The sequence below is a fragment of the Xenorhabdus sp. TH1 genome, from assembly GCF_037260955.1.
Taxonomy (GTDB): Bacteria; Pseudomonadota; Gammaproteobacteria; order Enterobacterales; family Enterobacteriaceae; genus Xenorhabdus; species Xenorhabdus griffiniae.
Window position 1 is genome coordinate 3,376,321 of the sequence record NZ_CP147734.1, and the last position, 26,714, is coordinate 3,403,034.

25 protein-coding genes and 2 pseudogenes are annotated in these 26,714 nt (G+C 42.8%); 18 read left to right on the forward strand and 9 right to left on the reverse strand.

The window, feature by feature from the left end; genetic code table 11:
* Nucleotides 1–143: 143 nt before the first annotated feature.
* The gene (ampH, locus tag WDV74_RS14660; protein WP_338883548.1) at nucleotides 144–1,361 is read left to right on the forward strand and encodes a D-alanyl-D-alanine-carboxypeptidase/endopeptidase AmpH; all 1,218 of its coding nucleotides are present in this window, start codon (nucleotides 144–146) and stop codon (nucleotides 1,359–1,361) included.
* A gap of 68 nt (nucleotides 1,362–1,429) precedes the next feature.
* On the opposite strand, the gene lptG is transcribed toward ampH, so the two are convergent.
* Together lptG and lptF are read right to left on the reverse strand one after the other, a co-directional pair.
* Nucleotides 1,430–2,506 carry an LPS export ABC transporter permease LptG gene (lptG, locus tag WDV74_RS14665; RefSeq protein ID WP_338883549.1) on the reverse strand — a complete coding sequence of 359 codons (1,077 nt, stop codon included), beginning with the start codon at nucleotides 2,504–2,506 and terminating at the stop codon, nucleotides 1,430–1,432.
* Nucleotides 2,506–3,603, reverse strand: a complete 1,098-nt coding sequence (gene lptF / locus WDV74_RS14670; RefSeq protein WP_338883551.1) for an LPS export ABC transporter permease LptF — start codon at nucleotides 3,601–3,603, stop codon at nucleotides 2,506–2,508. The genes lptG and lptF overlap by 1 nt, the downstream gene beginning before the upstream one ends.
* Before the next feature lie 279 nt (nucleotides 3,604–3,882).
* Here lptF and pepA point away from each other — a divergent pair, with 279 nt between their 5' ends.
* The 3 genes from pepA (at nucleotide 3,883) to WDV74_RS14685 (ending at nucleotide 8,860) form a co-directional block, all read left to right on the forward strand.
* Nucleotides 3,883–5,391 carry a leucyl aminopeptidase gene (gene pepA / locus WDV74_RS14675; RefSeq protein ID WP_273570991.1) on the forward strand — a complete coding sequence of 503 codons (1,509 nt, stop codon included), beginning with the start codon at nucleotides 3,883–3,885 and terminating at the stop codon, nucleotides 5,389–5,391.
* An 81-nt stretch (nucleotides 5,392–5,472) separates the two neighbouring features.
* A complete protein-coding gene (locus WDV74_RS14680) occupies nucleotides 5,473–5,949 on the forward strand; it encodes a DNA polymerase III subunit chi (protein ID WP_338883553.1) in 477 nt (158 codons plus the stop codon).
* Nucleotides 5,950–5,962: 13 nt separating this feature from the next.
* On the forward strand, nucleotides 5,963–8,860 hold the full coding sequence (locus WDV74_RS14685) for a valine--tRNA ligase (RefSeq protein WP_338883554.1): 2,898 nt from the start codon (nucleotides 5,963–5,965) through the stop codon (nucleotides 8,858–8,860).
* Nucleotides 8,861–8,939: 79 nt separating this feature from the next.
* On the opposite strand, the gene WDV74_RS14690 is transcribed toward WDV74_RS14685, so the two are convergent.
* Entirely contained in the window at nucleotides 8,940–9,272 is a 333-nt protein-coding gene (locus WDV74_RS14690; protein ID WP_338883555.1) for an AzlD domain-containing protein, read from the reverse strand.
* Nucleotides 9,269–9,949, reverse strand: a complete 681-nt coding sequence (locus WDV74_RS14695; RefSeq protein ID WP_338883556.1) for an AzlC family ABC transporter permease — start codon at nucleotides 9,947–9,949, stop codon at nucleotides 9,269–9,271. The genes WDV74_RS14690 and WDV74_RS14695 overlap by 4 nt, the downstream gene beginning before the upstream one ends.
* A 239-nt stretch (nucleotides 9,950–10,188) precedes the next feature.
* On the opposite strand from WDV74_RS14695, the gene WDV74_RS14700 reads away from it, so the two are divergent.
* The 5 genes from WDV74_RS14700 (at nucleotide 10,189) to WDV74_RS14720 (ending at nucleotide 14,804) form a co-directional block, all read left to right on the forward strand.
* A complete protein-coding gene (locus tag WDV74_RS14700) occupies nucleotides 10,189–10,956 on the forward strand; it encodes an amino acid ABC transporter substrate-binding protein (protein WP_338883557.1) in 768 nt (255 codons plus the stop codon).
* Between the two features lie 163 nt (nucleotides 10,957–11,119).
* Nucleotides 11,120–11,827, forward strand: a complete 708-nt coding sequence (locus WDV74_RS14705) for an amino acid ABC transporter permease (protein ID WP_189761170.1) — start codon at nucleotides 11,120–11,122, stop codon at nucleotides 11,825–11,827.
* On the forward strand, nucleotides 11,805–12,569 hold the full coding sequence (locus WDV74_RS14710) for an amino acid ABC transporter ATP-binding protein (protein WP_338883558.1): 765 nt from the start codon (nucleotides 11,805–11,807) through the stop codon (nucleotides 12,567–12,569). The genes WDV74_RS14705 and WDV74_RS14710 overlap by 23 nt, the downstream gene beginning before the upstream one ends.
* Before the next feature lie 37 nt (nucleotides 12,570–12,606).
* A complete protein-coding gene (locus WDV74_RS14715; RefSeq protein ID WP_338883559.1) occupies nucleotides 12,607–13,380 on the forward strand; it encodes an amino acid ABC transporter substrate-binding protein in 774 nt (257 codons plus the stop codon).
* Between the two features lie 539 nt (nucleotides 13,381–13,919).
* A complete protein-coding gene (locus tag WDV74_RS14720) occupies nucleotides 13,920–14,804 on the forward strand; it encodes an IS982 family transposase (RefSeq protein WP_338883561.1) in 885 nt (294 codons plus the stop codon).
* A gap of 117 nt (nucleotides 14,805–14,921) precedes the next feature.
* Here WDV74_RS14720 and WDV74_RS14725 read toward each other — a convergent pair whose 3' ends face one another.
* On the reverse strand, nucleotides 14,922–15,509 hold the full coding sequence (locus WDV74_RS14725; RefSeq protein ID WP_338883562.1) for a TetR family transcriptional regulator: 588 nt from the start codon (nucleotides 15,507–15,509) through the stop codon (nucleotides 14,922–14,924).
* Between the two features lie 84 nt (nucleotides 15,510–15,593).
* Here WDV74_RS14725 and WDV74_RS14730 point away from each other — a divergent pair, with 84 nt between their 5' ends.
* The gene (locus tag WDV74_RS14730; protein ID WP_338883563.1) at nucleotides 15,594–15,773 is read left to right on the forward strand and encodes a hypothetical protein; all 180 of its coding nucleotides are present in this window, start codon (nucleotides 15,594–15,596) and stop codon (nucleotides 15,771–15,773) included.
* A gap of 94 nt (nucleotides 15,774–15,867) precedes the next feature.
* On the opposite strand, the gene WDV74_RS14735 is transcribed toward WDV74_RS14730, so the two are convergent.
* Complete coding sequence (locus tag WDV74_RS14735; RefSeq protein WP_338883564.1) at nucleotides 15,868–17,043, reverse strand: PrpF domain-containing protein; 1,176 nt, start codon at nucleotides 17,041–17,043, stop codon at nucleotides 15,868–15,870.
* Between the two features lie 465 nt (nucleotides 17,044–17,508).
* Between WDV74_RS14735 and WDV74_RS14740 the strand changes: the two genes are divergently transcribed.
* The 3 genes from WDV74_RS14740 (at nucleotide 17,509) to WDV74_RS14750 (ending at nucleotide 19,424) form a co-directional block, all read left to right on the forward strand.
* Nucleotides 17,509–18,483 (forward strand): Rpn family recombination-promoting nuclease/putative transposase, encoded by a 975-nt coding sequence (locus tag WDV74_RS14740; RefSeq protein WP_338883565.1) that lies wholly within the window; start codon nucleotides 17,509–17,511, stop codon nucleotides 18,481–18,483.
* 137 nt (nucleotides 18,484–18,620) lie between these two features.
* Nucleotides 18,621–18,839 carry a hypothetical protein gene (locus WDV74_RS14745; RefSeq protein ID WP_338883566.1) on the forward strand — a complete coding sequence of 73 codons (219 nt, stop codon included), beginning with the start codon at nucleotides 18,621–18,623 and terminating at the stop codon, nucleotides 18,837–18,839.
* Between the two features lie 81 nt (nucleotides 18,840–18,920).
* Entirely contained in the window at nucleotides 18,921–19,424 is a 504-nt protein-coding gene (locus WDV74_RS14750; protein WP_338883568.1) for a GNAT family N-acetyltransferase, read from the forward strand.
* A gap of 82 nt (nucleotides 19,425–19,506) precedes the next feature.
* Here WDV74_RS14750 and rraB read toward each other — a convergent pair whose 3' ends face one another.
* Nucleotides 19,507–19,929 carry a ribonuclease E inhibitor RraB gene (gene rraB, locus WDV74_RS14755; protein WP_338883570.1) on the reverse strand — a complete coding sequence of 141 codons (423 nt, stop codon included), beginning with the start codon at nucleotides 19,927–19,929 and terminating at the stop codon, nucleotides 19,507–19,509.
* Between the two features lie 232 nt (nucleotides 19,930–20,161).
* Between rraB and argF the strand changes: the two genes are divergently transcribed.
* The 4 genes from argF (at nucleotide 20,162) to WDV74_RS14775 (ending at nucleotide 25,169) form a co-directional block, all read left to right on the forward strand.
* Nucleotides 20,162–21,175: an ornithine carbamoyltransferase gene (argF, locus tag WDV74_RS14760; protein ID WP_338885625.1), complete on the forward strand. Its 1,014-nt coding sequence runs from the start codon at nucleotides 20,162–20,164 to the stop codon at nucleotides 21,173–21,175.
* A gap of 365 nt (nucleotides 21,176–21,540) precedes the next feature.
* Nucleotides 21,541–22,686 (forward strand): aminotransferase class V-fold PLP-dependent enzyme, encoded by a 1,146-nt coding sequence (locus WDV74_RS14765; protein ID WP_338883572.1) that lies wholly within the window; start codon nucleotides 21,541–21,543, stop codon nucleotides 22,684–22,686.
* A 46-nt stretch (nucleotides 22,687–22,732) separates the two neighbouring features.
* Nucleotides 22,733–24,157, forward strand: a complete 1,425-nt coding sequence (locus WDV74_RS14770) for a Na+/H+ antiporter NhaC family protein (RefSeq protein WP_338883574.1) — start codon at nucleotides 22,733–22,735, stop codon at nucleotides 24,155–24,157.
* Nucleotides 24,158–24,179: 22 nt separating this feature from the next.
* Nucleotides 24,180–25,169, forward strand: coding sequence for a D-cysteine desulfhydrase (locus WDV74_RS14775; RefSeq protein ID WP_338883576.1), 990 nt, complete (start codon nucleotides 24,180–24,182; stop codon nucleotides 25,167–25,169).
* 76 nt (nucleotides 25,170–25,245) lie between these two features.
* Here the strand turns inward: WDV74_RS14775 and WDV74_RS14780 are convergent, their stop codons facing one another.
* A complete protein-coding gene (locus tag WDV74_RS14780; protein WP_338883578.1) occupies nucleotides 25,246–25,869 on the reverse strand; it encodes a LysE family translocator in 624 nt (207 codons plus the stop codon).
* A gap of 46 nt (nucleotides 25,870–25,915) precedes the next feature.
* Nucleotides 25,916–26,038: pseudogene (locus WDV74_RS14785) on the reverse strand (RNA--NAD 2'-phosphotransferase); the annotation flags it as partial.
* 301 nt (nucleotides 26,039–26,339) lie between these two features.
* Here WDV74_RS14785 and WDV74_RS14790 point away from each other — a divergent pair.
* A pseudogene (locus WDV74_RS14790) lies at nucleotides 26,340–26,510 on the forward strand (ribonuclease Z); the annotation flags it as partial.
* Between the last annotated feature and the right edge of the window lie 204 nt (nucleotides 26,511–26,714).

Below are 26,714 nucleotides of genomic sequence, written 5' to 3' on the forward strand. Positions count from 1 at the left end.
TAAATTATCATGACCATTATCAGTTGGATTTTTACAGGTATCCTGTTAGGTATCGTTATTGGTGCCATTATGGCGATATTTAAGAAAAACAAATAATAGCTTTATTCCTTCACTTGAATGCCCTCTGATTGGTTAATCCAAAAATGAAAAAACGGCTATATAAACTGTGTGCAGTTTCCGTCATGACATGGGCGATTTCAGCTTGTGCAGATTCTGGTTATTCACACCAGAAAAAATTTCAGCAATCTAATGCGCAACCGGCAAAATGGGAAGTATTTGAGGGTAATGACAAGCTCAAGAAAATAGCTACTGCATTGGTCGATCAATATTCCCAATCCATCTTTGAAGAAGGCAAGCCTTTGGGAATGGCAATGGTGGTGATCGATAACAATCAGATTATGCATCGCAGTTTTGGGGAAACTTATCCAGGCAGCGGTATTAGGCCACGCCAAGATTCTTTAATTCGTATTGCTTCTATTACTAAATTGATGACCAGCGAGGTCATGGTTAAGTTGGCACAGAAGAAACACCTTAAGATCACCGATCCGTTACAGAAATACACTTATTACGGTGTCCATGTGCCGGATTATGACGTTAACCAACCAATCCGACTGTATCATCTGGCGAGCCATACCAGCGGGTTGCCACGGGAACAGCCTGGTGGAAAATGGGGACGCCCTGTATTTATTTGGCCAACCCAATCAAATCGCTGGGCTTGGCTGAAAACCGCAGGAATAGATGCCGCGCCTGGCACGACAGCTTCGTATTCCAATCTGGCCTATGATTTATTAGCTGATGCCCTTGCTAGAGCAACGGGAAAACCCTATGACCGCCTGCTGCAAGAAGAAATTACTCATCCTTATCGCATGAAAGATACGACGCTAACCCCCACACCATCCCAATGCACCCGTTTGATGGTCGGGGTTAAATCTAGCCCTTGCGTAAACACCATTGCCGCCGCAGGCAGTGGTGGAATTTATTCTACCCCCGCAGATATGCAGCGCTGGATGCAACAGTTTTTATCTTCCCATAATCAGTTAAGGAAGCAGACTGCCAGTCGTGAACAAGGTATCTACTTTAAACGTGCCGATCTGAAATCAATTAAAGGGATGGATGTTGCAGGTCTGGCAGATGGTATTGGACTTGGCTGGGTATATATGGATGCTAAAGGCAATATTCCCGGTATTTACCAGAAAACCGGTGGTGGCGGTGGGTTTAATACCTATATGGCAATGATCCCTGAAAGCAATATTGGCGTATTTGTGGTAATGACCCGCAAAGAGCAAAGCAAATTTAGTCGTGTGACGAGTGGAGTTAATGAATTAGTTGCAGCATTAGCGAGCAATCATAAGCAAATTTAGTTTTACAAGAAATCGCCTCCACTCTTGAAGGTGGAGGCGACGGATAAGTTTGCTGAGATATCAGGTTATTATTTTCTATATAAAAGTAAGTAAACACTCACTATGAAAAATAACAGACTTGGCAGCAATGCCCCTAATATCGGTGGCATACTATAAACTAGACTGAGCGGACCGAATATCTCATTCAAGACATAGAACACAAAGCCCATACTGATACCTACAACAACCCTGAATCCCATCGGTACGCTACGCAGTGGCCCGAAGATAAAGGAAAGTGCCATCAGCATCATTACTGCAACTGACAAAGGTGCGAAGATTTTCTTCCACATATTAAGCTGGTAGCGTCCAGCATCCTGTTGGCCCTGTTGCAGGTAGGTAATATATTGATGCAAGCCGCGTATAGAAAGCGCTTCAGGATCGAGAGAAACGACGCCCAATTTTTCTGGTGTCAGCCGACTTTTCCAATCCGCAGAAATACGTTGTGTCCCAGTGATCCGCCCATCTTGGGTTAAATCGGATTCTTCAACCTGAGATAACTTCCATTGATGGTTATTTTGGTCATACACCGCAGAAGCCGCATACTTTATGGATAACAGCTTTTGGTTGTCATCAACATGATAAATGTTGATGCCGTTCAAGGCATTATCCTTCCCGACACTCTTGATATAGACAAAATCGTAGCCATCTTTCGCCCAAAGCCCTTTAGTGGTAGACATCAGTGAACCACCATACATTTTTTGCGAGCGATAATTACGGGCAAACTGCTCTCCTTGCGGGGCAACCCATTCACCAATCACCATCGTCAGTAAAACCAGCGGGATTGCTGTTTTCATGACTGAGCCAGCCACTTGTAGACGAGTAAAGCCAGAGGCCTGCATAACCACCAGCTCACTACGTGTTGCCAGTGCTCCCAAGCCCAATAACGCACCAAGCAAAGCAGCCATTGGGAAGAAAATCTGAATATCTTTGGGTACACTCAACAAGGTATAAACGCCAGCAGAAAGTGCAGTATATTCCCCCTGCCCAACTTTGCGGAGCTGATCGACAAATTTAATAATGCCGGAAAGCGATACCAGCATAAACAAAGTCATCAGGATGGTTTGTAAGATGGTTCGGCCGATATATCTATCCAATACCCCAAACATTATAACGCTCCTTGAGTCTTAAAGCGTGAACGCAGTTTGCGCATGGGTACGGTATCCCACAGATTAAGCATCATAGCCAACGCAAAATATCCCCCGTTGACCAACCACATCCAAAACAGGGGATCAAGTTTACCTTTACTGCCATTAGAATGCAGGGAACTTTGCAACAGGAAGAAAATCAGGTAGAGCAACATGGATGGCAACATACTGAGTATCCGCCCCTGGCGTGGGTTCACAACACTTAACGGCACCACCATCAACGCCATAATTAGCACCGAAACAATCAACGTCAAACGCCAGTGAAATTCTGCGCGGGAGTCGTTGTCTGTATCATGCCAAAGCTGTTCAATCGATTTTTGTTCAACTTTGTTATCGATATCGGCTTTTTGATGTCCAATCGTCGACTGATAGTTGATGAACTCAGTAATGCGGAAGTCACGCAATAAAGCTGTACCTTCATAGCGCGTTCCTTGATGGAGGACTGCCACCTGATTACCATTCGGACGCTCTTCCATATGCCCACCATCTGCAATGACCACAGAAGGGCGCTGATCATTCGTAGGACGGAGCTGAGCCAAGAAAACATTCTCAAAAGAGTTGCCCTTCACATTACCGATATACAGCACCATGCTGCCATCACGGGAAGACTTAAACCGCCCTTCCATGATAGCCGCAAGACTTGGATTTGCTTTTGCATCTGCTAATACTTGCGCTTTATATTTAGCAGACCACGGTGTGATCCAGATAACGTTGGCTGCCGCCAATGCTGATGTGAATAGCGCCAGAATAAGGGCTGATTTCACCATGACACTTTTGCCCAACCCGCAGGCATGCATGACGGTGATTTCACTTTCGGTATAGAGTTTGCTGAACGTCATTAACACCCCAAGAAATAAACTCAGGGGTAAAATAAGCTGCGCCATCTCCGGCACACCTAAACCTAACAACGATAAAACCAAATTTGCGGGAATATTCCCTTCCATCGCCGCACCCAATACGTCCACTAATTTTTGGCTGAAAAAGATCAGCGATAAGATGAACAGTATTGCGATTTGGCTTTTCAGGGTTTCCCGTACTAGATATCTAATGATGATCACGCTTATTACGCCTGTGAAAACTTGTCTTTTTGCAGGAAAGTCGCTAACTTCGTCGTATATCTACCATTTATATGAATCAGTTTGGCTTCCCCATCGCTAAAATGATACCAAAGCATTCCATATATTGGTTCCCAATTAGAACACAGTTATCGTTATCTAAGTATCAAAAAATAATATGCTTAGTTAACATAACCGTTAATTTTCTTTGGGATGAATGAATGCGGAACGCGGTATTTTAGCGATTGTATCCGTCTTTGTCTTTAAGATTCAGGAGAACTCATGGAGTTTAGTGTAAAGAGCGGTAGCCCGGAGAAACAGCGCAGTGCCTGTATTATTGTCGGTGTGTTTGAACCCCGCCGTCTTTCCCCTATCGCAGAGCAACTTGATAAAATAAGTAATGGCTATATCAGTGCCTTATTGCGCCGTGGTGAACTTGAAGGCAAGGTAGGTCAAACCTTGTTGCTACATCATGTTCCAAATGTACTGTCTGAGCGTATTTTGCTGGTAGGCTGTGGAAAAGAACGTGAACTGGATGAGCGCCAGTATAAGCAAATTATCCAGAAAACGATCAATACCCTCAACGAAACCGGCTCAATGGAAGCAGTTTGTTTCTTGACAGAGCTGCATGTGAAGGCGCGCAATAATTACTGGAAAGTACGTCAGGCGGTCGAAACAGCCAAAGAGTCACTGTATGTTTTTGATCAGCTCAAAAGCAGCAAAAATGAGCTACGTCGCCCGCTGCGTAAAATGGTGTTCAATGTGCCGACCCGCCGCGAATTGACCAGCGGCGAACGCGCTATTCAGCATGGTCTTGCCATTGCATCGGGTATCAAGGCGGCGAAAGATCTCGCCAATATGCCACCCAATATCTGTAATGCTGCGTATTTGGCATCACAGGCGCGCCAGCTGGCTGACAACGTGGCTAACCTGACCACCAAAGTTATTGGTGAAGAGCAGATGAAAGAGCTGGGTATGAATTCTTATCTGGCGGTTGGTCAGGGTTCGCAGAATGAATCTTTGATGGCCATTATGGAATATAAAGGCAGCGCAGACGCCAATGCGAAACCGATCGTATTGGTGGGCAAAGGGCTGACCTTTGATTCTGGCGGCATCTCGATCAAACCGGCTGAAGGCATGGATGAGATGAAATATGATATGTGCGGTGCAGCTTCCGTCTATGGCGCCATGCGCGTTGTTGCCGAACTGCAATTGCCAATCAATGTCATCGGTGTCCTGGCGGGTTGTGAAAATATGCCTGGCGGACGCGCCTATCGTCCTGGAGACATTTTGACTACCATGTCCGGCCAGACCGTTGAAGTGACAAACACCGATGCGGAAGGTCGTCTGGTACTGTGCGATGCGCTGACTTATGTTGAGCGTTTTGAACCGGAATCAGTCATCGATGTCGCCACCTTGACTGGCGCTTGTGTTATCGCACTGGGCGGTCACTATACTGGCCTGATGTCTAACCATAATCCTCTGGCGCATGAACTGCTGAATGCTTCAGAGCAAGCAGGCGATCGTGCATGGCGTCTGCCGTTGGCTGATGAGTATACCGAACAGTTAGAATCCAATTTTGCGGATATGGTAAACTCGTGCGGACGCTCTGGTGGTGCCATTACCGCAGGTGCTTTCCTGTCTCGCTTTGTCAGCAAATACCACTGGGCACATCTGGATATCGCAGGTACAGCATGGCGTTCAGGTAAAGCGAAAGGAGCAACGGGTCGTCCGGTTGCGCTCCTGTCACAATTCCTGTTAAATCGTTCAGGTTTGAATTCTGATGATTAATGCCCCTGCCGCTTAATGGCATTAAGGGTATTGCAACTGCAATACCCTTACTGTTTCCAGTAACCTTGCAACCAAGAAACTATGAAAAACGCCACCTTCTATTTATTAGAAAAGCTGTCACCGGAAAAGCTGTTATCGGAACAATCATCGTCAGATGATCTACAACCACATGAATGGCTGGCATGTCAGCTTGCTGCTGATCAATGGCGTGCAGGGAAACGGGTTCTGATTGCTTGTGAAAGCCAGCAACAAGCCGAAAAATTAGACGAAGCATTATGGCAGAGAGAACCGAGTCAATTTGTACCGCACAATCTTGCCGGCGAAGGCCCTCGATACGGTGCTCCCGTGGAGTTATGCTGGCCACAAAAAAGAGGCAATGTCCCCCGCGATGTGTTAGTGACACTGCTTCCTCATTTTGCAGACTTTGCCACAGCTTTCCATGAAGTGATAGACTTCGTTCCTATTGATGAAAATCTGAAACAGTTAGCGCGCGAACGATATAAATCCTATCGTAGCGTCGGCTTTAATTTGACCATGGCAACCCCGCCAACCTATTAAATATCAAGACACAATGGAAAAGACACCCGCTACTCAAACGCAACCTGAGCCATCTCTCGATAAAACGTACAATCCGGCAGAGATAGAGCAACCCCTTTACAACCACTGGGAACAGAGTGGTTACTTCAAGCCGAATGGCGATACCAGCCGCGAAAGTTTCTGCATCGTCATTCCACCCCCAAACGTCACCGGCAGCCTGCATATGGGACACGCATTCCAGCAGACTATCATGGATACCATGGTGCGTTACCAACGTATGCAGGGTAAAAATACTCTGTGGCAAGCAGGGACTGACCATGCGGGTATCGCAACCCAAATGGTTGTTGAGCGTAAGATCGCGGCAGAAGAAAGCAAAACTCGCCATGATTATGGTCGTGAAGCTTTTATCGACAAAATTTGGCAGTGGAAAGCAGAATCGGGTGGCAATATCTCCAACCAGATGCGCCGTCTGGGTAACTCCGTAGATTGGGAGCGTGAGCGCTTCACTATGGATGAAGGTTTGTCCAAAGCGGTTAAAGAAGCCTTTGTTCGCCTGTATCAGGATGATCTGATTTACCGTGGCAAACGCCTGGTTAACTGGGACCCGAAATTGCGCACGGCGATTTCTGATCTGGAAGTCGAAAACCGTGAAGTAAAAGGTTCCATGTGGCACCTGCGCTATCCGCTGGCTGACGGCGTTAAGACTGCAGAAGGCAAAGACTACCTGATTGTTGCCACAACCCGTCCCGAAACCATGCTGGGGGATACCGGTGTTGCCGTGAACCCGGAAGATCCACGTTATAAGGATCTGATTGGCAAAGAGCTTCTCCTGCCACTGGTGAACCGGCGTATTCCTATCGTTGGCGATGAACATGCTGACATGGAAAAAGGCACTGGCTGCGTGAAAATCACCCCAGCCCACGATTTCAATGACTATGAAGTCGGTAAGCGCCATAGCCTGCCAATGATCAATATCCTGACCTTCGACGGCGATATTCGTGAAGCGGCAGAAGTCTTCGACAGCAACGGCGAAGTTTCCGCTATCTACTCGACGGATATTCCTGCCGAATACCGTGGCATGGAGCGTTTCGCTGCCCGTAAAGCGATTGTGGCGGAATTTGAAAAACAGGGCCTGCTGGTTGAGATCAAACCTCATGACCTGACGGTCCCTTACGGCGACCGTGGTGGCGTGGTTATCGAACCCATGCTAACCGACCAATGGTATGTTCGCACTGCACCACTGGCAAAAGTGGCGCTTGAAGCAGTTGAAAACGGTGATATCCAGTTCGTGCCAAAACAGTACGAAAACATGTACTACTCCTGGATGCGTGATATTCAGGATTGGTGTATTTCCCGTCAATTGTGGTGGGGCCACCGTATTCCGGCGTGGTATGACGCACAAGGCAACGTTTATGTTGGTCGCGATGAAGAAGAAGTTCGCCGCGAGCACAATCTGGGTGCAGATATCACCCTGACTCAAGACGAAGACGTACTGGATACCTGGTTCTCCTCTGGCCTGTGGACATTCTCTACCCTTGGCTGGCCTGAGCAGACTGACGCGTTGAAAACCTTCCATCCAACGGATGTGCTGGTCAGTGGCTTCGACATTATCTTTTTCTGGATTGCCCGCATGATCATGCTGACCATGTACTTCATCAAAGATGAAAACGGCAAACCACAAGTGCCATTCAAAACAGTCTACATGACTGGCCTGATCCGCGATGAAGAAGGCCAAAAAATGTCAAAATCCAAAGGGAACGTCATCGACCCTCTGGATATGATCGATGGTATCTCGCTGGAAGAGCTGCTGGAAAAACGTACCGGCAATATGATGCAGCCACAACTGGCAGAGAAAATCCGCAAGCGTACCGAAAAACAGTTCCCGGAAGGCATTGAAGCCCACGGTACTGACGCCTTGCGTTTCACTCTGGCCGCACTGGCTTCTACCGGTCGTGATATCAACTGGGACATGAAGCGCCTGCAAGGTTATCGCAACTTCTGTAACAAACTGTGGAACGCCAGCCGTTTCGTGCTGATGAACACAGAAGGCCAAGATTGCGGACAGAACGGTGGTGAAATGTCACTGTCACTGGCAGATCGCTGGATCCTGGCAGAGTTCAACCAGACCGTTAAAGCCTATCGTGAAGCGCTGGATACTCACCGTTTCGACATCGCCGCTAACATTCTTTATGAATTCACCTGGAACCAATTCTGTGACTGGTATCTGGAGCTGTCCAAACCGGCAATCAACAAAGGGACAGAAGCCGAAGTCCGTGCGGCTCGCCATACCCTGATTGAAGTTTTGGAAGGTTTGCTGCGTTTGGCACACCCAATCATTCCATTTATCACTGAAACCATCTGGCAGCGTGTGAAAGTGGTCAAAGGTATTGATGCGGATACTATCATGCTGCAACCGTTCCCTGAATTCGATCAGGCGAAAGCAGATGAATTGGCACTGAACGATCTGGAGTGGATCAAGGAAGCGATCATTGCCGTGCGTAACATTCGTGCCGAAATGAACATCGCACCAAGCAAGCCACTGGAAGTTCTGCTACGTGATGCGAATCATGATGCACAACGCCGTGTCGCTGAAAACCTCAATTTCATTCAGGCAATGGGGCGTCTCTCTTCTGTTACTGTGTTGGCAGCAGGAGAAGAAGCACCTGTTTCTGTCACCAAACTGATCGATGGGGCTGAAGTGCTGATCCCAATGGCTGGTTTGATTAATAAAGATGCAGAACTGGCGCGTCTGGATAAAGAAATCGAGAAGCTGGATAAAGAGATCAGCGGTATTGAAGCCAAACTGGCTAACGAAGGTTTTGTCAGCCGTGCACCCGAAGCCGTTGTTGCCAAAGAGCGCGAACGCCTGGCGACCAACAATGCCGCAAAAGAAAAACTACTGACGCAGAAAGAGACTATCGCTGCACTGTAATTTTTCTTAGTTGAAATTTGTTCATATAAGCCACTGTGATTAAGTTTGCAGTGGCTTTTTTGCAATCTAACCAACTTTTTCAATTAAACAACCACTGCATCAACATAAAAAACAGCAGAGAAACCCCCAAACTTTTTAAGATTGAATGCGTATATTTACTGATAAAATAAGCCAATACTACCGTAATCAAGGCAAATAGATATTTAATATTAAATTGTGCAATTAATTCACTTAGAGTCAGATTATTCAATGAAATATTAACGATAATCGTCCCCAGAATAAAACAGATGGCATAATCTAGCGCGGTAATGAGAAAACGCTTTCCCTTTAATAAGTGATTATCATTCATCAAAAAAGGGGCAGCCCTTAATATAAAACTGATTAATCCCATCAATACGATCAACAGCATCATAATCTTCTATCCTGTCTGATTCTCTGTTCAATGAACGCAATCCCTATCCCACATAAAATTGGGACTATCAGATCGATTAATTTCATATCCACTTCATTCAATAACGGTGCACATAACCCACCCATGACCGTTGCCAGAACAGACATATCCTTGCCTGAACGCCTGGCAGTCAAGGAGGAGAAATGGACAGGAACCAACATCACGAGGAACAGCGAAAAGGAATCATAATCCAGATATTCGGCTGAAATATACCCCAACAACGTGGCACAGAAGGTGATCACAAAACAGGGTACAGCAACACCCAAATAAAAATGAAATTGGGATTTCCCATCCGTGATATTTTCCGCAGAGAGATGTGCGTGCGTCACCGTATAAGTGCTGGCACTAAATCCTAACATCGACAGCAAAATATTTCGCTTAGAGATACCACGAAAATATTGCGACATCACCATCGCCATCAAGAAAAAGCGGAAGTTAATCAGAAATGCTAAAACGATAACAGAAAGTATCGCCCCGTCAGCCAGATAACCAACCGCAGCCACTTGTAACGGTGCAGCATATATCAACAATGATCCGACCAACGTTTCCATTAATGGGATACCGTGACTTTGATAAAGCGCACCAATTGAAGTAAAAATAAAGAAAAAAGAGATACAAACAGGTAAAGAATCAACCATGCCTTTCCGAAGGAGTGAATTCAACACTTGGCACCTATATTAGCGTTATATTTAGGGTAACTGAGAAGCTGATATAGCTTATGATAAATATAATTAAACGATAATCAATATGACCCTAATTTATCAGCAGTAACATCAGGATATGATATAACTTTATTTTATATATAAGGCTTATGATATTACCGCTATAGTGAAAATAATTTTAAAAACAATAATTCCCTTTTGGAGAAATAGATAACATGAAAGCCGTACTAAATATATTATTAGCGGGCATTATTCAATTGGGTTTCACCCACTTCTCTTATGCACAATCTACCCTTGATAACATTCATTCCACAGGCATATTCAGGATTGGGACTGAAGGCGCCTATGCCCCATTCAGTTATCATGACACCTCTGGAAAACTGACCGGATTTGATGTGGAAATCGGCCGTGAAATCGCACTTCGCATGAAAGTGCAGCCTGAATTTATTGAAGGTAAATGGGATGGCTTGATTGGTGGGCTTGATGCCGGACGTTTCGATGCGGTGATGAACCAAATCGCTATTACACCGGAACGCGAGAAAAAATACAGTTTTTCCCTGCCTTACGTGATTTCAGAAGCTGTACTGATTACCCGAAAAGATAACAACGATATTAAGACATTTAGCGACTTAAAAGGGAAAAAATCAGCACATACCTTGACCAATAACTTTGCCCAGATCGCCAGACATTATGGCGCCGACATTATCGGCACGAATGGTTTTAATCAGGAAGTCGATTTGGTGAGCACAGGCCGTGCAGATGCAACAATCAACGATAAACTTTCTTACCTCGATTACAAAAAACATCGCCCGGATGCTCCGGTAAAAATTGTTGCCGCAGATACCCAGGCAGCACAATCTGCTGTGTTATTACGTAAAAATGACACTGAATTAAAAACCGCAGTAGATAAAGCGATTGCTGAGATAAAAGCGGATGGGACTTATCAACGTATCTGGGATAAATATTTCGCCGAAAGCGACTAATCAATAATGAAAATAAGAGCCTAATGGAATAGGCTTTTAAAATAAATCTTAGGTTCTAAGCTATAACTTTATTGTATATAGAGTTCACCTTTTCTTGCCATATCATCATTAAAACAACCCTATAAAAAATAAACATATTTTTAATATCTATCAGGAAGGTTCTATGACCCCATCATGGCTCAATTTAGCGCTGGATTCTCTATGGCCGATGATTTACGCCGGCCTGACATTCACTATTCCCCTCACGCTGATTACATTCGCACTTGGGATCTCATTGGGGTTTATCGTTGCTTTAATTAGGCTATATGGCCCTAAACCACTGGTTGCTGTCGTTCGGTTTTACGTCTGGTTGATTCGCGGTACGCCTCTGCTGGTTCAGTTATTCCTGATTTTCTACGCCCTGCCCAGTGCAGGCATTACTTTAGACGCGTTCACCTCCGCCATTATCGGCTTTACCCTAAATGTCGGTGCCTATACCTCAGAAGTGATCCGTGCCGCACTAATTTCGGTTCCCAAAGGGCAATGGGAAGCATCTCACTCTATCGGCATGAGCTGGTGGCAATCACTGCGTCGGATTATTCTGCCACAGGCGGCGCGGGTTTCGATTCCTCCCTTGTCCAATACCTTTATTTCGCTGGTAAAAGACACCTCTCTGGCTTCTGTTATTACCGTGCCAGAAATGTTTCTGGCGGCACAGCGCATCGCTGCAGTCACCTATCAACCGTTAATCCTGTATACCGAGGCCGCCATTCTTTATCTCCTTTTGAGTTCGGTATTATCGGCACTGCAAGTGCGGTTGGAAAAGAAATTCGCTCAGCAAAACAGCAGCAACCATAAGGAAGCCAAAAATGATTCAGCTTACCAACATTGAAAAAAGTTTCGACGGACAGAAGGTGCTGAAAAATATTAACCTGACGATTAAAGAAGGCAGCCTGACAGCACTGATTGGCCCTTCCGGTAGCGGTAAAAGTACCTTGCTGCGTTGCATTAACTTGTTGGAGATCCCACAGGCGGGCAAGCTGGAAATTGGCAAAGAGCAGATCACTTTTACGGGTAAGGAGCGATTGCCGCATCGAGAAATTCAGCGTTTTAGCCTGCAAACCGGCATGGTATTCCAGAACTTTCAGCTTTTCCCGCATCTGACTGTGATTGAAAACATTATGGAAGGGCTGATTTGGGTACAGAAATGGTCCCGCGAACGCGCCAGAGAACGGGCGTTGGCGTTGCTGGAAAAAGTCGGCTTATCCCACAAAGCGGATGTTTGGCCAGCCACACTGTCAGGTGGTCAGCAGCAGCGTGTGGCCATCGCCAGAGCGATGGCACCTTCCCCCAAAGTGCTGCTGTGCGATGAACCGACTTCGGCGCTTGATCCCGAATTATCGAAAGAAGTCGTCTCGGTTTTGAAGCAATTAGCAGGAGAAGGCACGACCATGTTAATGGCAACGCATGATCTGCGCCTGGCTGCTAATCTTGCTCATGATGTCGTATTTCTGGAATCTGGTGAAATTATTGAATCGGGTACGGCAAAAACCCTCTTTACCCGCCCCAGTAAGGTGCGAACTGTCGAGTTTATTTCAACCCTGACAGAAACTTTACCGGATTGGGAAATATAGCGAGCAGTCACGTACATTATTTATTCGGAGAAACACGATGAAAAAAATTTTGAATTTCTTACTGGCGAGTGCGACTGCCCTTGCTATTTCTGCCCCTGGCTATGCCGGCGAAGATTTTGATGCCATCAAAGCCTCTGGCATCTTTAAGATTGGCACGGAAGGCACTTATCCTCCTTTTACTTACCACGATGCTAGCAATAAATTAATCGGCTTTGACGTGGATATCGCACGGGAAATTGCCCAACGTTTGAACGTCAAACCTGAATTTATGGAAGTCAAATGGGATGGCTTGATTGCCGGATTAGATGCTAAACGTTTTGATGCGGTTATCAACCAAGTCGGTGTTACCCCCGAACGGGCAGCGAAATACAGTTTTTCCATTCCTTATACGACTTCTCAGGTTGTGTTGATAACCCGTAACGATAACAGTGATATTAAAGCCTTCGCAGATATTAAAGGTAAACGCTCAGCCCAATCATTGACCAGCAATTACGGGCAACTGGCAACGTCTTATGGCGCAAGTTTGGTCAGTACAGATGGCTTTAACCAGGCCATTGATCTGGTCGCCACCGGACGCGCTGATGCCACACTCAATGATCGTCTGTCATTCCTTGACTTCAAAAAACAGCGCCCTAATGCACCGGTAAAAATTGTCGCCCAACAAACCGATGCAAGTAAATCAGCCGTATTACTGCGTAAAGGGGACGCAGAGTTACTGGAAGCAGTGAATAAAGCATTGCAAGAGATAAAAGATGACGGTACGTATGCCCGTATCTCTGAGAAATATTTTGGCGTAGATATTTCCAAATAAAATTTTCTTTGCTTGAGAATATGGCGGCACTTTTATTATATTAGGCCGCTTTATTTATATTTAAGAACAATACCCCTTCACAAATCACCATCATTAATTAATGTATTTAAACATACTAAACCATTTAATAAAACGTCATAAAAACTTATGATTAAATTTATTTCACTGAAATCCAAATAACCTACAAATGAACATTGATATTTTCAATAATTGCCATAAGGCAATGAATGAACATTCCGTTTTATATATTATCGATATGCTTAAAGATAAAAATGATGCAAAGGCATATTCGTTTAATTTACATATGGATATCTTTTTATCAGTTCAAGAACGGTATCAATCAGAATTTGAATCTATAGAAAAACAGGCTGGATCCTCTATCACAAATACCTATAACCTGAATTTTTCCCTAACGGGAAGAAGCTAATACGTTATTAACCTGAACTTCGCTTAAGAAAGGAAAGGCAAAAGGGAACTAAGTGCCTGAGGCACGATCAAAGTTTTTGCTTAGAAAACAAAATCGTGGGGATCCTCAGGCTATGACTACTTTAGATGAACTTTTCTGTTGCGTCGATGACTTTTGCCAAAAATTTATTCCCCTTTGGGAACAACAGCTCATTGAGAATAATCAGCTCAAGCGTCATCGCGCCACTTCCCTGTCTCTCAGCGAAATAATGACTCTCCTCATTTTATTTCACATGAGCCATTATCGTCATTTTAAAGCGTTTTATACTGAGTATGTACAGCAATACCTCAAAGCAGATTTCCCCAGTCTGGTGAGCTACAATCGAATAATAACATTGAAGAAAAGAGTCCTTATTCCGTTATGCGCTTTCCTTTCTTCACGCCAACAAAAATCACACGGCATTGCCTTTATCGATTCCACTAAAATCGCGGTTTGTCATAACCTACGTATTTCTCGTCATAAAGTTTTTGAGGGTGTCGCGCAGCGAGGAAAAACCAGCACAGGATGGTTCTATGGCTTTAAACTCCATCTGATTATTGATGATTGCGGTGAGATTTTATCCGTTAAATTAACACCGGGAAATGTTGACGATCGTCAGCCGGTAAAGGAATTAGTCAAAGGTTTAACCGGGCATCTCTATGGTGACAAAGGCTATTTATCCCAAGTGTTATGCGATGAACTGAAAGAGGAAGGGCTTACGTTAATCACGAATGTTCGCCGTAATATGAAAGCCCAATTTTTATCGCTTTGGGACAAGGCCATGTTAAGAAAACGGTTTTTGATAGAAACGGTGAATGACCAATTGAAAAATATTTCTCAGATAGAACATTCAAGGCACCGAAGCATAATCGGCTTTTTACTGGAAATCGTATCAGGACTGATTGCTTATACATTCCAGCCGAAAAAGCCGAGCTTAGGTTTACGTGACCATGAAATAGTGATGCTTAAACAAAGTTGAGGTTTATTAAAATAAAGTCTCAATAATCTGAATGTTGGATAAGAAATGGTGTCGCAAAAGGCTAAGGTGACTTTTGCGACAACCTCTGGAGGGTGGGGTTACAACGCACCAGAGAAATTAGGGAGTGGATGCCAAACGCCGAGCAGCCTCGACGACAGAAGCTCGACGCCTGTCGTGTTCTTTCTGGCTTTCGGAACCAGTTAACATACGCGCCACTTGGGGTACAGCCGACCACCACCCAGCCAGTGCCAATACCAGAAACGCCAAATGGTCAGGCTCCAAGGCTTGTGTAAGCATACCTTGCTGCTGCCCATCGGCGACAGCCTGGACCTTGTAGCCATAGTATTCACGTCGCTGCTCTTCATCCGGAACCTCACCATCGAAAATCAGGCCTTCCCAGCGCATAAGGCGGCTCAGTTCCGGGTGTCTGCTATGATAGTCGTAAGCTCGACCCGCATACTCCCCAATATCCTCAACGGCGAAAGACGTAATAGGGACTTCCTGTGCAACCTTGGCTAGTTCGCTGCGTAGTACGGCCGAAAATAGGGCGCGCTTATCGCCAAAATAATTGTAAATGCGCTCTTTATTTACACCAGCCGATTTAGCAATCTTTTCTACCGTAGTGCCATCAGGACCAAAGCGAGCGAATTCTATTACTGCTGCTGTCAAAATCTTGCATTTTGTTCCTTCGATATCCCAAGCCATCGTCTGTATTTTCTCCTCTATCAGTGGTTATCGTTGCTAAAACCATACTATACCAATTCCAACTTTATGGTTGGATATTAAATTGTGAAGCACACTATACTAATTTGTGGTTATAGTCTAGGAATCTCGCGTACTGTTACCCGTCGTTTTGGTAAGGCTGGACATCCTGTTGTTATTATTGCTCGCAACGCACAACATTTGGACTTTGCGGAGAAGCAATGGCGATCGCGGGTATTCAAGCTCGGGCTTTGCCAGCCAACTTAAGTAATATCGAAGAAGTAAAACATATACAACACGTCAAACTCATCCCATCATTTTCGCCTCAACGATACCACTATCGTTGCAGGCAGTGCGTCACTTACACCATCCTTGAAGAAGTGATAGAAACTACTCGCATTATTTCCTCTAACTCATCACTAGGATTATAAATAAAAAATTCACCTTTCATCAGAATTTGGGCATTTCTCTGCGCACTTGCATACTTTATATAGTCACCATCATGCGTAATACTAAACTTGGATATCCCAGACAAATGCTCAATCCGCACAGTAGAGTGACCGTTAACCCTATTAGCATAATAAAGATGACTGGCAACCGTTCCGGGAAAACAGCAAGCAGCAGCTAAGCAGCAACCACCGGATACCGCGACAGATAAATGAACGTTTTTGGGCGTGAGATACCTGATAGTAATATCTCCTTTGGATAAAGGAGGTGCAACAATGGCGACTTTGGGTTGGGTGATAGATTCTGCTAAATCCTTTTCATTCATCACTGTTCCATTTTTCTGACGAATGCCCATCTTAATCCCCATCTCTACCCTGATTTGCATGATTTTTTCTTGTAATACTTGATTATTTTTAATTTCATTGGGATTTTCGTAACCCGAAATTCCCAAACTTTCTGCATTGATAATAATCATAGGTACAGCGACATCAATACACGTGACCGGAATACCATTCACTTTATCAATCAAATTTCCTGTCGGAAAAAGGGCTTTTGTTTTTGAACATGCAGGATCTGCAAATGATACATTAATCTCAGGAAAATCACCCACTACACCAGGTATATGTGCCAGTTGGTATTTAGGTGACACATTCGGCATCGTACACACAATATTTTTATTGGTATTTGTATTATAAATACTTAACTTTCCATCGGGCATTAACAACTTTTCTTCTGGGAGATCTCTTATTACCAAGGGTATTGATGAGGTCATATTTCCACAGTTAACTTCCCACGATACGGTACTACTCTCTTTTTCAAGTTGAGCAAAAGTGCTAATCACCTTTTTAGCTTGATAATCGATATCAATAATAAAAGCTTTATTACTGGTTGTCGTTTCCCTACCCAACCCCTGTAGTTGTTTATTATTTTCATTTTTTCCTTCAAGAGGCACACCCATGATATGTCTAATAATTTCTTCTTTGAGTTCTTTTTTTTCTGGTAGATGTTTTTGTAATAAAACGATACCGGTTGAAGTTCCGCCTCTCACATAATAGAGAGGAATACGAATAGGAAAAGATAATTTTTTCATATTATTACTATGACTAAGTTAGTTTTGCTATTATTTAATAACCTCATGAAACAGAGAAAATATATTTCATTAATGATAAACAAAACAGAAACAAGGATTCTATTTATTAGTAACAGATTGTTGTCACTAATAATGCCAGGGAATTTAATAGCGTGAATGACTCAAGAATCGAGGATGGGACAAAAGAATAAGGATAATAATTTACTCCATAAAGTCATAGTCATAAAAAGCATTCAGGCCATATATCCTGCCCTGATAAAAATAGCATCCACCAGCCCCCCAATTTTTTACGACTATTTTTAATAATACGATTAATGCGTTGATTATTTTGATTGATTTTTTATTAATATCAGGTTAAATGAGGTTTATTTATATAGTGTAAGATATATATAGGGGGCTATTATGTTTTTCATCAAAATAAAGTAGTTATAATCAATAGAACTCAAAAGTTGACGGGTGAATATAATGAATAAAAAGACCACATCCACACCCCATGATGCGGCTTTCAAAGGATTTATGACTCAGATTGAAAACGCTAAAGATTTTTTTGACATCCACCTACCGGAAAAAATCAAGCAATTGTGTGATCTTAGCACATTAACATTAACCAACTCGTCATTCATCGATCAACAGTTACGTTCGAGAATGTCGGATGTCCTCTATTCGGTGCAAACGCAACAGGGGGAGGGTTATATCTATGTCCTGGTTGAACACCAGTCTACCCCAGATAAAATAATGGCATGGCGAATGATGCATTATTCTTTTATGGCGATGAATCAGCATCTGCAACAGGGAAACAAGACACTGCCGCTGGTTGTACCCGTCTTGTTTTACCACGGTGAGCGCAGCCCTTATCCTTTCCAGCAAACCTGGACGCAATGCTTTCCGTTGCCCGAATTGGCGAAAGAGATATACTTTAATCCATTTCCGTTAGTCGATGTCACTGTGATTGATGATAATGAACTGGTGAATCATCGCAAAATCGCCGTGATGGAACTGGCGATGAAGCATAAAAATTTGCGGGAAGGGTTTAAGGCCGTGACCGCGTTATTGGCACAGGCTCTTAAGCACAATTATAATAGTGACAATGATGTGGTCACTATCCTTCATTACCTGTTTAACACGATGGATTCACCACATTTTGAACAGATTATCCAGCAACTGATTGAACAGACAGATAGTCGTCAGGAGGTGATTATGACTATTGCTCAACGATTACACGAAAAAGGCCGGAAAGAAGGCCTTCAACAAGGTCTTCAACGAGGTATGCAACAAGGTATGCAACAAGGTCTTCAACGCGGCGTGCAACAAGGGGAAGAAAAGGGTCAACGTGATGCACGACTCGAAATAGCACGTAACCTGTTGAAAAATGGTGCTAGTATCGAACTAATTATGGAAAGTACCGGCCTGAGCCGTGAAGCACTGCTTTCCCTGCAATAACCTCTCATCTTTATCCTTTTTTCGTGTTTTCTTACCCACGTTTTGGAAGCGGGTAAGAGGATTTAATAGATGCACCGCATTTTGTATAAGTACTCCAGCAGCTGATTAAACAGACAGATAGTCGTCAGGAGGTGATTATGACTATTGCTCAACGATTACACGAAAAAGGCCGGAAAGAAGGCCTTCAACAAGGTATGCAACAAGGTCTTCAACGCGGCGTGCAACAAGGGGAAGAAAAGGGTCAACGTGATGCACGACTCGAAATAGCACGTAACCTGTTGAAAAATGGCGCTAGTATCAAACTGATTATGGAAAGTACTGGCCTGAGCCATGAAGAACTGCTCTCCCTGCAATAATCCCTCATCATTCCCTTTTCGCATTCTCTTACCCGCATTTTTGGCGGGTAGATGAAGTAATAAAAATATAAAGAGAAAATAATGACAACAAAAACAACACACAATTACATTATTCGCCCCATCACTCAACAAGACAATGCAAGCATTGCCGCTGTGATCCGTGAGGTTTCTGCTGAGCATGGCTTAACCGCAGACAAAGGTTTTGCCGTCGCTGATCCAATTCTGGATACCTTGTACGAAGTTTACAACCAGCCACGCAGCGCTTATTGGGTGGTTGAAATGGATGGCGAAGTCGTTGGCGGTGGCGGTATTGCTCCGTTGGCTGGTGGTGATGGTGATACTTGCGAATTACAAAAAATGTACCTTTCATCGGTATTACGCGGAAAAGGTATTGCCAAGCAAATCGTGAAGCAATCTCTCGAATTTGGCACAGAGCAAGGCTTTAAACGCTGCTATCTGGAAACGACAGAGAATCTGAAAGCCGCCATTGCCTTGTATGAAAAGCTGGGCTTCAGCTATCTTGATAAGCCTCTTGGTAATACAGGCCACAGCGACTGTGAAGTCAGGATGCTCAAAGCATTATGATGCTATATAGCTTTCAATTAAAGATAGTCAGCCCCACGGTTTAAGTGGGGCAATTTGTTGGTTTGACGCAATCCTCAAAATCTTAATGGAGTTTGGGTTCATCGTCCTCAGGGGGAAAGAGATCACCGTCATCTTCATCATCAGGCGCATTAGGGTCTTCAAAGTACGTTCCCCAACCGTCGTAATTTACACCTATCTTTCCAGCCAGATCCATGAGCTGCTCAACCTGTGCGTCGATCAATTCAGCTTCCAGACGACTTTCGCTGATCACATCACAACACATCAAAACAACACCGTCTTCTGTTTCCAGCTCTTCTGCATCCGTCACTTCATAGCCTAACCTGAAAGCTTCAAGGGCTGCCTTTTCCAGTTGGTCGAAGTCTTCTGCCGAAAAATGGTGCTCAATAATATAGAGTGCATCCGGATCACTGCCATCTTCCAATAATTCTTCGATGATCAAGCGAGTTTCTTCACACTGTTCTTCTAAAGCATGTGGGTCTGCCATGCCAATCCCCTCTGTCAGTTGGCTGTCTTGTTTTGCATTCTCCCATCTTTTATGTACAAAGGATATATCTATCCAATTTTGTTCAAAAAGAAATACATAACTAAGCGGCTGATCTATAACCTGTCTTGATACATTCACGCCTATAAACTCTGCATACAGGGCTTGTAATTGCATTTTTTTATCGATATATAATGAATATAAATTCAATATTGCCTAATGGAGACAATGCATGATGAACCCATTTTTTAAGCGTTCTTTCCTAAGATTACTTGACATTACTCCCGCAGAAATTGGTATCCTTTTAACTTTTTCTCATGCATTAAAAGCGAATAAAAAATCAGGTTCTGAATCTCTCTTACTCACCGGGAAAAATATTGCCTTGATTTTCGAAAAAGACTCTACTCGTACACGCTGCGCATTTGAAGTCGCAGCCCATGACCAAGGTGCCAACGTTACCTATTTAGGCTCAAGCGGCAGCCAGATCGGGCACAAAGAATCCATCAAAGATACCGCACGGGTACTTGGGCGTTTATATGATGGCATCCAATACCGTGGCTATAACCAGAAAATTGTCGAAACACTTGCGCAATACTCAGGTGTTCCGGTTTGGAATGGCCTGACGGATGAATTCCACCCAACCCAACTATTGGCTGATTTAATGACAATACAGGAACACAGCCAAAAGCCACTCTCTGAGATCAAATTTGCCTATTTGGGTGATGCCCGTAATAACATGGGTAATACTCTGCTGGAAGCGGCTGCATTGACAGGGATAGATCTCCGTTTGGTTGCTCCAAGAACATGTTGGCCGGAAAAAAATTTAGTTGCGGAATGCCAAAAACAGGCAGAGAAAACAGGCGGCCAGATCACCCTGACAGAAGATATTGCGCAAGGAGTAAAAGGGGTCGATTTTCTGTATACCGATGTTTGGGTATCAATGGGAGAACCCAAATCGACCTGGCAAGAACGCATTGCATTACTGAAGCCTTATCAAGTCAATATGGATGTTGTGAAACTCACAGGCAACCCAGAAGTGAAGTTCCTGCATTGTCTGCCAGCTTTCCATGATGAAGAAACAATACTTGGTAAGCAACTGGCAGAGGAATTCAATTTATATGGTGGTCTGGAAGTCACGAATGAAGTATTTGAATCAAAACACAGCATTGTGTTTGATCAGGCTGAAAACCGAATGCATACCATTAAGGCCATAATGGTAGCAACACTAGTAGAAAACCTCGTGTTGTAATCGTTGATTTATATTTCGCGTCCGCGCATATTGGCAAAAATCAAAATGCCAATATACCCAGCTTACTTGGATCTTGTATCTTCAAGTAAGTTGGGTATTCTTCACTCACTTTCAGTTAAAAATCAGAAAATAACTCTATCACTATGTACAAATTTCCAATATATTGATAGTCATCACATTAAACAATATTAATTTAACAATTTGATTTATATTGAAAATTATCAAATTTGGAAAAAAATTTCTCTAAATTAAACAAATTTAGTTACTTTTTGGAAAAATTTTTTTATCCCTCTATGCCATATTCTTTTTCAGTAATGTGATACTCCCCCTAAAAATATTGATAATCAATTTATAGGATTATAAGAATGACAAAAAACATAGCTACAGCATTAATCCATGGTGGAAAACAGCAGGACAAAGAAAACCATGCTATTTTCCCTCCCATTACAACAGCTAGTACGTTTGTACAACAAGATCTCTCTGAACAGGGTGAATATTGTTATTCCCGTTGCAGTAACCCAACACGTTATGCCTATGAAACATTATTAGCCGAAATAGAAAATGGTATTTATGCAACTGCAACCGCCTCTGGTGTAGCTGCCGCGGCTTTAGTCTTAAACTTGTTACCTAAAGAATCCCACATTATTGCGATGAAAGGAGTTTATGGCGGCACGTTTCGTTTATTTGAACGGGTAGCCATTGAAAATAATGGTCACCAATTTGACTATGTCGATTTAAATAATCTCAATGAAGTTGAGGATAAAATAAAAGATAATACTCGATTAATTTGGATAGAAAGCCCAACTAATCCATTATTAGAATTAGTTGATATTAAACGTATTTGTACATTCACAAAAAAATACAATATCTTAACTTGTGTTGATAATACATTTGCAACCGCATGGAATCAAAAACCACTCGAATTGGGGGCAGATCTTGTCATGTTATCCACAAGTAAATATATCGGTGGCCATTCGGATTTGATTGGAGGAGCGGTTATTACAAATCGAAATGATTTAGCCAATAAGCTGGATTTCCTAAAAACAACCACTGGTGCCATTGCATCTCCCTTTGATGCCTATTTAGCATTACGTGGATTAAAGACATTAGCGTTACGAATGTCAGCGCAATGTGCTAATGCACTTGAAATTGCCAATTTTCTGCAATTCCATCCCAAAATTGAACAAGTCTATTATCCCGGTTTACCCACTCACCCGCACTATTCCATTTGCCAGCAGCAAATGCGCGCAGGTGGTGCTGTCGTTACGATCAAATTAAAAGGTGAACTAGAGGATACAAAGAGGTTTGTAAACAAGCTACGCTATTTTGTTTTAGCAGAATCTCTCGGTGGTGTGGAGAGCATGGTTAACCATTCTGCCACTATGTCACATGGCTCAATGACAAAAAAAGAACGTGAGGAAATTGGTATTTATGATACCGTATTACGCTTATCAGTAGGAATCGAAGATATTCGCGATTTATTAGCTGACCTTGAACAAGCATTAGAATAAATTTACTTAATATAAAAAATAACAATAAAATAAGGTGAGTAAAAAAATGAATGATTACGGTATTTGGACCATTATCACCCCTGTTGTCACAATTATTTTAGCTATATTTACCCGCCAGGTTATTTTATCGCTGCTACTCGGTATATTAGTTGGTTTTACTGTCATTAATAACCATAATGTTATTTTAGGTATACAAGGAACTATTGAAGGTATTATTGATACTTTTTCCTCTTCAGGTAATACAAAAACCATCATTTTTATGTTGATGATTGGTGGCATAATGCGGCTTGTGGTTGTTACAGGGGGCGTGCGATCTTTAGTGCGTTTACTCACTAACAAGACACAACTGATTGAAAATAAAAAATCTGTTCAATTTTTGGCAATGATCATTACATCATTAATTTTTATTGAAAGCTCAATTAACCAATTAATTGCTGGAGCATCAACCAAGAAATTAGCCAAAAATTACGCTATTCCACCAGAAAAAATGTCTTACATTATCCAGACGTCCTGTGTTTCTGTTTGTTCTTCTGCCATGATTAATGGTTGGGGTGCTGCAATGATGGGGATCATCGGTGTACAGATTTCCAGGGGATTAATCAACGGTGAGCCATTCGATATCCTGGCTGGATCTATGGTTTATAATATTATGGCTTGGTTATCACTGGCTTCTGTCTTATTTTATATTTTTTCTAATTTTTCTTGGGGGCCAATGAAAGCCGCAGAAACTCGAGCCTTACATGAACATTTGAATAGTGATATTGAAAATAAGCACAGCGAAGATAATGATGATATTATTGAACACCCCAACTGCCATACTTCATTAAACTTTTTTATACCTATTTTATCGACAGTATTAATGCTCCCTCTTGCCCTCTACATTACAGGTGATGGTGACTTGAGTAAGGGAAGCGGTTCAACCTCTATCTATTGGAGTGTTATATTTGGAACCACGATCTCTTTTTTCTGGTTTTTATTACGTCGTGTTTTAACCATGGAAAGTTTTTTTAAAGAGCTTTATATTGGTTATGCCAGCATGATAAAAATAAGCTCTGTCATGGTATTGGCCTTCTTAATGGGTAACGTTTCTGCTGATTTAAATACCGGTGCTTATATTGCACAAATGACTTCTGGTATTATTCCGGCTGGTTTTTCCATCGGTTTTATTTTCCTGATTAGTTCCATCATGTCATTAGCAACAGGTACCTCATGGGGGACATTTGCAATTATGATCCCCATTGGGGTACAGCTAGGTATTTCAGTGGGTATGCCTCCTGAATATATGATCGGTGCCGCAATTGCGGGTTCCATTTTTGGTGATATGACGTCGCCAATTTCCAGCGATGCTATCGTTGCATCAATGGCAACAGATTGTGACCATATTGAACATATTCGGACTCAAATGCCATATGCATTGGTTACTGCAAGTTTCGCTCTCGTTATCTATTTCTATTTAGGCTTTACTTATTAACTGGCAAGCCGCTGAGGATAATATGTCTTTAAAAGAAAATTTAGCAAATTTTACCCGCATTGATTTACTAAAAACTGCAACGATAATGGATAAATTGGAAAATTTATCCCACTATTTAGGGCGCGATATTTATATTAAGAGAGATGATTTAACTCCCCTAGCAATGGGTGGGAATAAATTACGCAAACTGGAATATCTTATTGCCGACGCATTACAAAAAAAGGCTAAAGTTATTGTTACCGCTGGCGCAATTCAATCAAATCATGTACGACAAACAGCCGCTATGGCGGCGAAATATGGACTAAAATGCGTCGCTTTATTAGAAAATCCAATTCAAAGCCAGGACAATAATTTTCTCAATAATGGTAATAAATTACTGACGGAATTATTCAGTACCCAATGCGTCATGTGTGATGAGTTAACCGATCCAAATAAGCAAATGGAAGAATTGGTTGATCAACTCAATCTCGAAGATGCGTATATTGTGCCTGTCGGTGGTTCCAATGCCCTTGGTTCATTGGGTTACGTGCGTTGTGCATTAGAAATAGCTGAGCAGCGTCCAAAAGACGTGGAGTTTGCTGCCGTGATTGTCGCCTCTGGAAGCGCAGGTACACATGCAGGGTTAGCTATCGGGTTACACTCCGTACTACCACAAACACCTGTTATTGGCGTTACCGTCTCACGTGTTACAAGCGAGCAAGCACCGAAAGTCAGTCAATTGCAGCAAGAAATCAGCTCGCTCTTAGGCCAAACAACCTGCCCAGATGTTCTTTTGTGGGATAATTATTTCGCTCCCATGTATGGCATGCCAAATAAGCCAGGATCAGAAGCCATTACGCTATTAGCACAAAAAGAGGGTATTTTATTAGATCCCGTCTATACCGGAAAAGCGATGGCGGGATTAATTGATAACGTACTGAATAACACCATCGAAAGTCAGAAGCCATTGCTTTTTGTTCATACAGGTGGGGCTCCTGCATTGTTTTCTTATTCTTCTATAAACGCAATCTAACTTTACAGAAAAAACAGCTATCTTTTTGGCTGTTTTTTCCAATTTTATGAAGTTTTTTGGCTCACACTTGGCAAAATCATCGCCGACTACTCATTACTAACTTAAACGCAAACAACAAAAATAATCCGCCTGTCGCGCGGTTCATCCACTTGATGACATTTTCACGACGTAATAGATAGGAAAACGGGCGGGTGGCATAAATCAGCGACAATGACCACAAGGTGCCGAGTAATACATGGATCGCCACTAAACTAAATGTCCATAAAGTGGGTGAATGCCCTTGAGGAATAAACTGTGGCAGGAATGAAACATAAAACACACCCATTTTGGGGTTCAGTACATTTCCTAACATTCCTTTGATAAACCAATTCTGCTCCTTAACGGAAGAAGATATCTCCCCTCCAAGATCTGTTTTGGGATGCCAAATCATTTGAACTCCCAACCAGCATAAATACAATGCGCCACACCATTTTAATATGTTGAATGCCAGTTCTGATACAGCAATCAATGTGCCAAGGCCAAATGCCACCATTGCACCCCAAATAAAACATCCCGTATTAATACCAAGAGCGGCCTGAAAAGCTTTTTTACTCCCTTCCACCGTTGCAGTTCGCAGAACTAACGCGGTGTCCAGGCCAGGGGTCAATGTGAGCAAGGTCGCCGCTACTGTAAAGGCGAGCAGAGAGTCCATAACTGTCATATTTATCTCCGAATAAAAAAACAGGGGTAATAATGTTAAATGATACTTATATATATTTAACAGGCACCATTTTTGTCAACCAAACACCATTATCTGCCTGGTAAAATTCAAAGCCTTGTTCATACATCAAATAAACTACAATTTTCAGGATAACCGTCTTACCGTTCTGTGATACAAAATCTCAATTGACGATGGTTACCAGTGATGTTGCTTTTGGGATCAACGGGTACTCAGTTTGTCCACATTCTTACTAGCGTACCTATTCTCTTACGCCAATAAATTGAAACGGTGATTAAAGTCTGCCATGGATCCTGCAACTTATTGGAAGCTATTAGCAAACCATTTGCCGTTTCCCACCAACAGAAAAAACAGTCTAATGATGCCGACAAGTACCTTGCCTGCTTCAGTCTTGATTGGGAAAGTATTCGACTTTAACAGAAAAGCAATAGACAGGAGAACAACAATATAGAACTAAACAAGCCGCAACATTGGCGCGTGATGCTCAGGTCAAACACTTTATCGCTACGCATATTAGCAGACGTTATAGAATTGAGGATTGCCCGCGATTATTGGCGGAATGTCGGGAAATATTTCCAAATACTGATTTGGCCACAGATTTCGCCACATTTATTGTTAAATAAAAATGTTGTAAGGAAAATATGATACCTATACGCATTAAACTTCAAGTTGCAATTTACGACACGGTATGAAGCCTGATTTTTCCCCGCTTCACGGCAGGGCGAGAGCATACTTTGATTAATATTTGCACTTGAAATATCAGCATTGTTCTTTAACTCTTTTGTTAACTATAAAACTGTGATAATCAAATATTGAAAATTATTAAT